The organism is Klebsiella sp. GG_Kp173 (assembly GCF_040062415.1).
Classification (GTDB): Bacteria; Pseudomonadota; Gammaproteobacteria; order Enterobacterales; family Enterobacteriaceae; genus Klebsiella; species Klebsiella quasipneumoniae.
The window spans coordinates 1-9,587 of record NZ_JBEAFZ010000041.1 but is presented as its reverse complement, the minus strand read 5'-3'; the positions used below and the strand labels follow the sequence as shown (position 1 = coordinate 9,587).

Below are 9,587 nucleotides of genomic sequence, written 5' to 3'. Positions count from 1 at the left end.
ACCGTGGCCCCAGGCTGAAAACCTAAACGACGATGCAGGTGGGACCGTGGTCCCAGGCTGAAACCTAAACGACGATGCAGGTGGGACCGTGGTCCCAGGCTGGGAGCCTAAACGACGATACAGGTGGGACCGTGGCCCCAGGCTGAAAACCTAAACGACGATGCAGGTGGGACCGTGGTCCCAGGCTGAAACCTAAACGACGATGCAGGTGGGACCGTGGTCCCAGGCTGGGAGCCTAAACGACGATACAGGTGGGACCGTGGCCCCAGGCTGAAAACCTAAACGACGATGCAGGTGGGACCGTGGTCCCATAGAGAGTATTCAGGCCAGTTATTTTTTCTGGCCTGTGAGAAAGGAAATGAAGTAAAGGGAGATAACCGTAGACTAAAGCGTGTCCGCATCAAACTCCTAGTTTCTCAAGCTCCTTAAGAATGGCTTCTATTTTCTCTATACACTCCGCAGGAATGCGGGACCTATCCAGGTTAAGCACCATTTTATCGCCCTTGTACAATGCTGTTGCCCCTGGAGCAAACTGATGACGTGAGCTCAGATTAACTCTTGATGCGGAAGATTGTTTCAGTACGGATGTTAAAAGACTAATGACCTCTTCAGCTTCGAAGATTAGTCCCGCTTTCTTCTGATCGTGGAGAGTCTCAGCCTGCTGCTTCAGTAATTCTTCTTTATCTGCAAAAGCCTTCTGAAGGGCTTCACCTGACCGGGCAGACAGTTCTCCAGGATGTGCAAACAGGGCAACAACGGATTTAGGCAGTTTGGCCGTATTGATACAGCGGGTAATGATCTTACGAGAGATGTTTTCCGCATCGGCAAGTGCAGAAATATTTCCAGCAAACTCATTCTGCAGCCGGCTTGTATAACGCAGACCACGTTCATAAGCACTCGTCGGCCGATAATCGTTACCCAGTCGGGACAATGCTGCCATCTGCTCATCGTCCAGTTCACCAACCAGAATGCGATAATCACTTTCCGTCAGGATTGCGGCTTTACGGCGACGGCTGCCGTCTGCAATTTCAATGACATCGGAAACCCGGCGGCCGAAAGCTGGAGTCTGCTGACCAGTCAGTAAAAATGAAGGAATGAGATCATCCAGAGCATCTTCGGTAAGTAGTTCCTGATCGCGCTCATTGCCTGACCATACGCGTGAAGCGCTCTCAACAGAGTCTCCCCGGAGCACTTCAAGGGTAAATTTTACTTCCCGTCCACATACCGGAAGAGAGATGGCATTACCGCGGGCCATAGCACCCACGCGCGCAATTAATGAATCCACCATCGGCGCAGCCGGCGCCGGTGATGAGGTATCTTCAGTCGATTGAGTATGTGTGGTATGTCTTGGAATGACAGGGGCACGCTTCATTATCTAATCTCCCAGCGTGGTTTAATCAGACGATCAAAAATCTCATCGCAAACAGGCTCCCAGATAGAGAGGGCATTACGCCAGGCACCTGTTGAAGAACGTTGATCGATAGCCTGTTCAAAAACGGTTCTCATACGGATCTGACCTTTACCGACTTCATCCGTTTCGCGCACAACATTTTTAAGGACCATGCTTCCCCAGGCATCCCGAATTTGTTCTTCCATCCACGGGGACTGCGAGCCGTTATTATTACTGTATTTGGTAAGCAGAATACGGACATCTGGCTCGAAGCCTTTAAGATCCACGTTCTTAAGCAGGTCACGAAGCATATCGAAAAACTGCAGTGCGGAGGTGTAGTCGAACAGCTCTGCCGGAGTAGGGACAATCAATACATCAGCAGCGCATACAACATTTATCGTACCGATACCAAGGTTGGGTGCACTGTCGATAACAATCACGTCATAATCATGAGCGACCGTTTCAATGGCCAGACGGAGCATCAGGTGCGGGTCAGCAGGTAATTTGCCTTCGTCAAATTTCCCCATCAGCTCAGTTTCAATGCGGTGCAGTGCCAGACAGGACGGGATGATATCAAGGCCAGGCCAGCAGGTGGGCTTTATAGCGTAGCTGGCATCATCCTTTTCCCCAAGATAAAAGGGCAGGAGAGTGTCCTCAGCATGAATATGAAGATCGGGCACCCATCCGTGATACATAGAAGCCGTTCCCTGTGGGTCATTGCCTTCAACGAGAAGAACACGGAGTCCTTTCAGGGCTAGGTCCTGAGCTAGGTGAACAGAAACGGAGGTTTTGTAAACCCCCCCTTTATGAGCCGCAACCCCGATCACCGGAGGGAAAGCATCTTCTGCACGCCGCAGTCGGGTACCGAACACATCCCGCATATGATTGATTTGTTCGATGGTATAACCAACACGTTGTTCAACTCTGCCACGGGTTTCCATATCAGGGTGAGGTAACCGGCCGGCTTTCTCTGCATCCCTGATTGCCTGAGAAGAAACGCCAACCAGATCCGCCGCTTCACCAATTCTCCAGCGGCGGGTGATCTTCCTTGCTTCCGGACTGTCGTCATTAAACTGCGCAATGGCGATAGCCTTCGTCATCTCATGTCCAGCAGTAATGCACTGGTTAAGTATATCCATCAGTCCCATTCTGAGCATCCTTTAATCATCACTTTGCATCATTTTATTAAATCTTGGAATTATTTGCAAAGCAACAATAAAATCGCAAAGTCATCTGAAAATTGCAAAGCTGACTGTAATGAAAGCTGTAAACCGGAGAAGAGAGGCTCAATCACATACCGCAGTCAATATTTCTCACTGCCGCTCGCCGCAGTAAGCGATCTCACGCAGTGAGGAAGTGGAAAAGCACAGAGACTGCACAAAGCACGAACGCTACGATGCCGGATACTTCTCCGGATTAGTCTATCTTCATGAAGTTGACTGTGATATGTGAAAAATTGACTATGGTATGAAACTAAAAGCCGAGGGCTGGTCAACAACAAAAGAAGATTCTACATATCGCAGTCAATATTTAATGTTAAATCAGGGAGAGTTACTCATGCGGCATTCAGATTACCCTTGCAGAACCCTGAATGTGGTGGGGTAGATCTGGCTGGGGATTAACGTTATTCATTGCTTCGATCCAGTAATTGATCCCAAAGAGATCATATTGAGATCCTAAAGAGATCCCCGGATCGCTGCAGCAGGCGCTGTAACTGGCTTGAACGTCATACTGGATCGACTGTGGAATGTAAAAAGTTGACTGCTGTATGCGAAATCTAATACTGTGATATGCAACGGTATTTACTGAGGTATGTATATCCGTTGACTGCGATACGTATAACGACATTCTTTTGTGGATAACCGTTGAGGATCAAGATGACGAGCGAAAATAACAGCTTACCTCTCAATCTTCAGGAAGTGGACAAGACAACCGGCGAAGTTGTTAAGCTGGATGTCAACAGTACCAGTACTGTGCAGCCGGTAGCGCTCATGAGGCTCGGTCTCTTCGTTCCAACCCTGAAATCAACCTCCAGGAGTAAGGCAAACCGTAAAAACGTCACAGATGCCACTGAGGAGCTCGTACAGCTGTCCATCGCCAAAAGCGAAGGGTACACCGACGTTAAGATCACCGGTTCGCGTCTTGATATGGACACGGATTTTAAAGTCTGGCTCGGGATCATTCGCTCGATGTCTGAGTATGGGGTAAAAAGTGACACTCTGGAACTGTCGTTCGTTGAATTCGTTAAGATGTGTGGATTTGACTCACGGCGCTCAAACAAGAAAATGCGGGATCGCATCAGCAATTCCCTGTTTAAACTCGCCTCGGTTACCCTGAAGTTCCAGAGCGAGACCAAAGGATGGACCACCCATCTGGTGCAGTCAGCCTATTATGACATCAACGAGGATATCGTGGAGATCAAGGCTGAACCCAAGCTCTTTGAGCTTTACCATATGGACAGGCGGGTCCTGCTTCGGCTGAAAGCCATTGACGCCCTGCAGCGGAAGGAATCTGCCCAGGCGCTGTATACCTACATCGAGAGCCTTCCCCAGAATCCCGCACCTATCTCCATGAAACGTATGCGGGACCGGCTGAATCTTACCTCAAATGTCTATACGCAGAACCATACGGTCCGAAAGGCTATGGAGCAACTTCGGGATATCGGCTATCTGGATTACACCGAGTTTAAACGTGGCCGGGCGACTTACTTTAGCGTTCATTATCGCAATCCCAAACTCATCAGCGGGACGGTGAAGGTACCGCGCAAGGAGGAAGAAGAGAAGGCGCCGGAGCAGAATTATGACGAAGTCATCAAGGCACTGAAGGCTGCAGGCATCGATCCGCAGAAACTTGCTGAAGCGCTATCGGCGATGAAGCCGGAAAATTGACTGCGATATGCATTACCATGACTGCCGTATGCATACGCAATTAGTTATTGACTGTGAGGTGCATCACGCATACTACAGTCAATATTCGCTCTCCTTCCTGCAGGTAAAGATCGGACAATATTGACTGCGGTATGTCATTTATGGCCAGAATATGCTGATATTGACTGAAGCATGCAAGTTTGACGAGGGTGTTACCCGACCAATTGAGAGCTCTCCACGTGACTGCATCCCACAGTCAATATTTCAGTAAATCCCCGGTGCGCACTGAATGAAGCCACTCAGCAGAGCGTTGATTCCGGCATTGCCATACAAGAGCTGCTAAAACCAGTCCTCCGAAGTTCGTTAATCCTATCGTACCCTCAGCCAGCTTCGCACTGATATCTGCAATCATGAAGAGGAAACCTGATGGCTGTCAGAAATGGCCCGGGACGCAGTCACCGACGATATACTGAATAACGACCTGGCTTACCCGGTTGGAAAGGCCCTCAGGTATATCCCCTGTAACTTGCTGATATCCGGATCGCAGTAAGTTTTATTGTCTGCGGTATGAAGATGTCAGCTGGTCACCAGAGGACCGGGGCTCCTTAATACGAATGATGTCATGGTGCAATGAGAAGGTGAGGGGACACGGGATGCGGTATGAATATTTCTCTCCAGACCCGGACGGAATGATGCCCGGGTCATACTGGATAAGCGTAACGCTTCTGCAGCCGGCACGGTGAGAGACTCAGAAGCGACTGACTGACTCTGCCTCGTCTGGAATGCGTTTGTCTTTATCTCCTTCACTAAGTGGCAAAGCCCCGGCCGCCTGCCCGACAATCTCAGCCGGCCGGTGGCAGGGAGCGAAGGATCTCCGCGGCATCTCGACCGTCAGCGGTAAAGGGAACGGCCAGGGTGGCAGCCATGTCCAGCGCAAATACCCGGGTATAGACTTCCATCGAGCGCGGATCCTTATGCCCGGCCAGCGCCAGGATGACCTTCCTAAGCTGCCGGTGATAAAGCATGTGCATGATATAGCTGTGCCGGAAGGTATGCGGCGTCACGGCGATCGAAAAATGCACGCCATCAGCTTCAGCCCGCTTCACCGCCTGTTTCAGCCAGTTGCGCATTGTCTCATCCGTGACCGGCCATAACGGCTCCCGCCGGCGGGGCGGGTGGTGACCATCCAGCTTTCCATCTGACGCACAAAACTGCCATCCGTCAGCGGCACCAGGCGCACTTCATCTTTTGGCGGCAGCCCGCGGCGCGCCCGCACTTTCTCCGAAAGCACCCTAACAAAAGGGCGCAGACCATCCAGGTCGAAGGATTCCGGGGTGAGCGTCCGGGCTTCACCGATACGGCTCCCGGTATTCCACATGGTGGCGAACAACATGTGGTGACGCTGGTCCGGCATATACCAGAGGAGGGCGCTCACTTCCGGCGCCAGGAGGTAAGCCGGCGTGGCACCTGTTGAGGTGGCCATCCGCCGGAGTGCCACCGCGGTCGCAAAATCAACGCCCGGGGCGGATCGGCAGCAGGGAGACGCGATCTGGTGAATTCTGCAGGGGAATGATGCTGTTCATGAGTTATTTTTCACGTAGCGCACAACGGGTTTGGATACAGCTATTCTGGCCTGAAGCGGCTGATCCTGCCATGACAATAAATCGCAGCGCGCGGATCCTTTTGTTGTCTTATCCCACATTATTGCGGGTAAAACCAAATGCGTAAAGGATCCTTTTGCGGTTAAGATCTATGTTTAAGCCAGTTATGACGCGGCCTGCAGGCACTTTCGTCGTTTTTGGGAGAAATGGGGTAATGCCAGGACAAACAGCTATGTTGACACTGGCATTAATGGAGACGAGAAACGGCTACCTTCCAGATGCGATCGGCAGGAATGATCTTTAACATGTTCCGTCTGTGGTTGTGTAAGGGCAGCCAGTACGGCAGTGACGACTGGCACCGCTTCTGCGGGCCAATAACCTGGCACCGAGCTTGAGCCGGCGTGGCAACTGCCAGGATAATGCGGTGGCCGAATTGTTCTTCAGTTCACTGAAAAAAGAACGCATTAGTAAGAGAACATACCAAACCGGGATCTGGCCCGGGCGGATGTCTTCGATTACATTGAAGTGTTCTACAATCGGACCCGGCGCCACAGTCATCCCGGCGGCGTCAGTCCGGAGGCCTTCGAACAGGCCTCGTCGTGAGGACAGAATTTGTCTACAGGCATGGGGTCAGTCCATAGTTACATCTAATGTATCCTATGAACCGAGCGTATTTTCCCCATTAAGGGAAGTATCTTTTTTTGAAATTCCCGTAAAACGGGAATGATAAGATAGAAAAGTTACTTTTGTAGTTGAGCATTTGCATTAAGACGCATGCACGTTAGAACCGCGTCAGATGGGACCCCTGGATTTCGGGCCAGTATGACGGACAAGAGGAAAAGACCTAAGCGAAGGCAAGCGGCAGGATCAATAATAATTTTATGTATAAAATTAATGTCTCTCTCGTCTTTGTTGATAGCTACAACTCCCCCCTCCATCATTGCTGTGGATTTACCATCAAAAGTAACTTTTACGTTTTTGTAGACTTGCTTATTATGGTGCTTTGTTTTTTTATGTTTCAGAACAGCCTCATGAGTAAGGCGAAGAAACGCCATACACAAGGTGATCACTTCATCATCACTCAGCTTTGTTGAAAAGGCCTTTTGACCAGTCCAGTCAAAACTTCCCGGCTTCGATACTAAAGGCCCCGCAAGGATAAGATTCACACTGCCATTTGTCTCAGAAAAATTGAGCTCAAGTGCTGTCTTACCGGAATTAAATACCTTTTCATTTCGGTAAGGTTGATGCTGTGGTACATCGTTATTTATATTTTCCACCAAATATGTCCTTCACCTTCGTTGATTAAATTCTTCACCAGACCAATGTAGGTATACCCTCTAGGTTGCTTCATCGCAAAAATATAAGCACTGGTCTCTAGCATTAGATAGTCTCCCGAGGGAGCACCAGGAGGAACCTCTGTAGAGCTAAGGCTTTTAGTGTGCTCCTTTTTAACTTTGACCCTGGCCCAAATTCAGTGCAGTGCTAAATCAGAGAGCTTCGTCTTTCCGGAGACTTCGGATGAATTCAGCCGGAGTCATGTCATTTAATGATGAATGCGTTCTCTCATGATTATATTCCCTGCGCCAGTTGTCGAGTTTGTCCTGCGCATCTTCCAGCGACAGGAACCAGTGAATGTTCAGGCATTCATCCCGCAGACTGCCGTTAAATGATTCAATAAACGGGTTATCCGTTGGTTTTCCGGGGCGGGAGAAGTCCATTGTAACACCGTGCTCATACGCCCATTTATCCAGACTTTTCGAGATAAACTCGCTGCCGTTATCTGTCTGAATACGTACCGGCAGGCGCTTGCCCGGCACCCGCAACCTTTCCATCACACCGACCACATCCTCACCTTTCAGCGACTTTCCGGCATGGATCGCCACACACTCCCGACTAAAATTATCCACTACAGTCAGCGCCCGGAAACGTCGTCCGTTAAACAGGTTATCCGACACGAAATCCATACTCCAGCACTGATCGACTCCGGTCAGGACCGGACGTTGCTGACGATGTGCTGCACTGACATGCCTGCGGGGGCGCTTTCTGCGCAGGTTGAGGCCTTCCAGACAGTAAATCCTGTGTGTTTTCTTGTGGTTAACAGGCCAGCCTTCCCGCCGCAGCTGAATATGAATACGCGGGCAACCGTAGCGGATCCGGGTTTCCGCTATTTCCCGGATACGCAGGGTTATCGCCCGATCATCCCGCCAGCTCTGCCAGTGGTAAACGGTTCTGCTCTGCATCAGCAGTTCGCATCCCCGCCGGACACTGATACGGTAAGCCTCCCGCAGAAAATGCACCGCCTGACGCTTCTGAGCCGGCCTCAGAACAGTACCTCCTGCAGCATCTCCTTGTCCAGACTCAGGTCTGCCACCAGTTTCTTCAGCCGCTGATTTTCATCCTCCAGTTGCCGCAGGCGGCGCAGTTTTGTCACGCCCATGCCGCCAAACTTTTTCTTCCAGTTAATGGGATGGACTACCTCCTCCCGCTGCGGTTAACTGTACGAAATGTGCTCACCAGGAGAATCACCATGAATATCGTATTTCTGGGTATTGATCTGGCTAAAAATGTTTTTCAGCTCTGTGGGTTAAACCAGGCCGGCAAACCGGTTTATACGAAACGAACTGGCCGAAAAGAATTGCTCCAGACGCTGGCAAATATTCCTGCATGTCTGATTGGGATCGAAGCGTCCACCGGGGCATTTTACTGGCAGCGTGAGTTTGAGAAACTGGGGCACAAAGTAAAGGTCATCAGTCCTCAGTATGTAAAACCCTTTGTCCGCGGGCAAAAAAATGATGGTAATGATGCACAGGCCATCGCAGTGGCTCTAATGCAACCGACAATGCAGTTCGTGCCACCAAAAAGCCCCGAACAGCAGGATATCCAGGCTTTACACCGGGCAAGGCAGCGTATTGTCAATCACCGCACTGCTACAGTCTGTCAAATAAGAGGGCTGTTACTTGACCGGGGGATCCCCATTGGCAGTGCTGTCTCCAGAGTTCGCCGGGCTATTCCTCTTATCCTTGAAGATGCAGAAAACGGTCTAAGTTCCCGTATGCGCAGAACAATTGCCGAGCTCTATGAGCTCTTTAACGATCTCGGGCGTCGGATCCATTTTTTTGATAAGGAAATTGAAACAGTATTCAGGCAATCAGAAGCCTGTCAGCGTATCGCCAGAGTTAAAGGCATTGGCCCTAAAACGGCCACGGCCGTTGTTGCTGCTATTGGCAAAGGAACTGAATTTAAGAATGGCCGCCACTTTGCTGCATGGCTGGGTCTGGTTCCACGCCAGCATTCGAGTGGTGACAGACAGGTGCTGATGAATATGACGAAAAAAGGCGACAAGCATCTGCGGACACTTTTTATTCATGGTGCCCGCGCTGTCGTCAGGGTTGCCACGAATAACAATGATGGCCATATGAATCAGTGGGTTAACCAGTTAAAGGAACGGCGCGGATTTAATAAAACGACCGTGGCGGTCGCTAACAAAAACGCGCGAATAATCTGGTCGATGCTGAGAAATGAGACCGAGTATCAGGTAGTGTGAAATTAATCCCCTGCCAGAAAAAGTTGCAGCGTACTGAGAAATGGTGACAGGTTGCACCTGCACAATCGGAACCTGATTTTTATACTGGCCTCAGAGGCCGTCCAGTTGTTGAGGCGATTGTGTGCGAATTACGGCTTTGTTGAATAAATCAGATTTCGGGTAAGTCTCCCCCGTAGCGGGTTGTG

At 50.4% G+C, this 9,587-nt stretch carries 5 protein-coding genes and 3 pseudogenes; 3 read left to right on the top strand and 5 right to left on the bottom strand.

Annotated features, from left to right (window positions below):
- Nucleotides 1–400: 400 nt before the first annotated feature.
- Together ABLU50_RS15620 and sopA are read right to left on the bottom strand one after the other, a co-directional pair.
- Nucleotides 401–1,372: a ParB/RepB/Spo0J family plasmid partition protein gene (locus ABLU50_RS15620; RefSeq protein WP_004117790.1), complete on the bottom strand. Its 972-nt coding sequence runs from the start codon at nucleotides 1,370–1,372 to the stop codon at nucleotides 401–403.
- Nucleotides 1,372–2,538: a plasmid-partitioning protein SopA gene (gene sopA / locus ABLU50_RS15615; RefSeq protein ID WP_023287153.1), complete on the bottom strand. Its 1,167-nt coding sequence runs from the start codon at nucleotides 2,536–2,538 to the stop codon at nucleotides 1,372–1,374. Before sopA ends, ABLU50_RS15620 begins: the two co-directional genes overlap by 1 nt.
- Nucleotides 2,539–3,267: 729 nt before the next feature.
- Between sopA and ABLU50_RS15610 the strand changes: the two genes are divergently transcribed.
- Nucleotides 3,268–4,278, top strand: coding sequence for a RepB family plasmid replication initiator protein (locus ABLU50_RS15610; RefSeq protein WP_017900946.1), 1,011 nt, complete (start codon nucleotides 3,268–3,270; stop codon nucleotides 4,276–4,278).
- A gap of 821 nt (nucleotides 4,279–5,099) precedes the next feature.
- Here the strand turns inward: ABLU50_RS15610 and ABLU50_RS15605 are convergent.
- Nucleotides 5,100–5,840: pseudogene (locus ABLU50_RS15605) on the bottom strand (tyrosine-type recombinase/integrase).
- Nucleotides 5,841–6,184: 344 nt separating this feature from the next.
- Here ABLU50_RS15605 and ABLU50_RS15600 point away from each other — a divergent pair.
- Nucleotides 6,185–6,461, top strand: a pseudogene (locus ABLU50_RS15600) (IS3 family transposase); the annotation flags it as partial.
- A gap of 137 nt (nucleotides 6,462–6,598) precedes the next feature.
- On the opposite strand, the gene ABLU50_RS15595 reads toward ABLU50_RS15600, so the two are convergent.
- Nucleotides 6,599–7,135 (bottom strand): hypothetical protein, encoded by a 537-nt coding sequence (locus ABLU50_RS15595; protein ID WP_023288364.1) that lies wholly within the window; start codon nucleotides 7,133–7,135, stop codon nucleotides 6,599–6,601.
- Between the two features lie 210 nt (nucleotides 7,136–7,345).
- A pseudogene (locus ABLU50_RS15590) lies at nucleotides 7,346–8,319 on the bottom strand (IS3 family transposase); the annotation flags it as partial.
- 66 nt (nucleotides 8,320–8,385) lie between these two features.
- Here ABLU50_RS15590 and ABLU50_RS15585 point away from each other — a divergent pair.
- The gene (locus tag ABLU50_RS15585) at nucleotides 8,386–9,402 is read left to right on the top strand and encodes an IS110 family transposase (protein ID WP_023288366.1); all 1,017 of its coding nucleotides are present in this window, start codon (nucleotides 8,386–8,388) and stop codon (nucleotides 9,400–9,402) included.
- Nucleotides 9,403–9,587: the final 185 nt, after the last annotated feature.

Bases quoted from the DNA above. Each gene is read 5' to 3' on its own strand.
- ABLU50_RS15610 (WP_017900946.1), top strand. From the start codon at position 3,268: ATGACGAGCGAAAATAACAGCTTACCTCTCAATCTTCAGGAAGTGGAC.
- ABLU50_RS15620 (WP_004117790.1), bottom strand. From the start codon at position 1,372: ATGAAGCGTGCCCCTGTCATTCCAAGACATACCACACATACTCAATCG.
- ABLU50_RS15585 (WP_023288366.1), top strand. From the start codon at position 8,386: ATGAATATCGTATTTCTGGGTATTGATCTGGCTAAAAATGTTTTTCAG.
- sopA (WP_023287153.1), bottom strand. From the start codon at position 2,538: ATGGGACTGATGGATATACTTAACCAGTGCATTACTGCTGGACATGAG.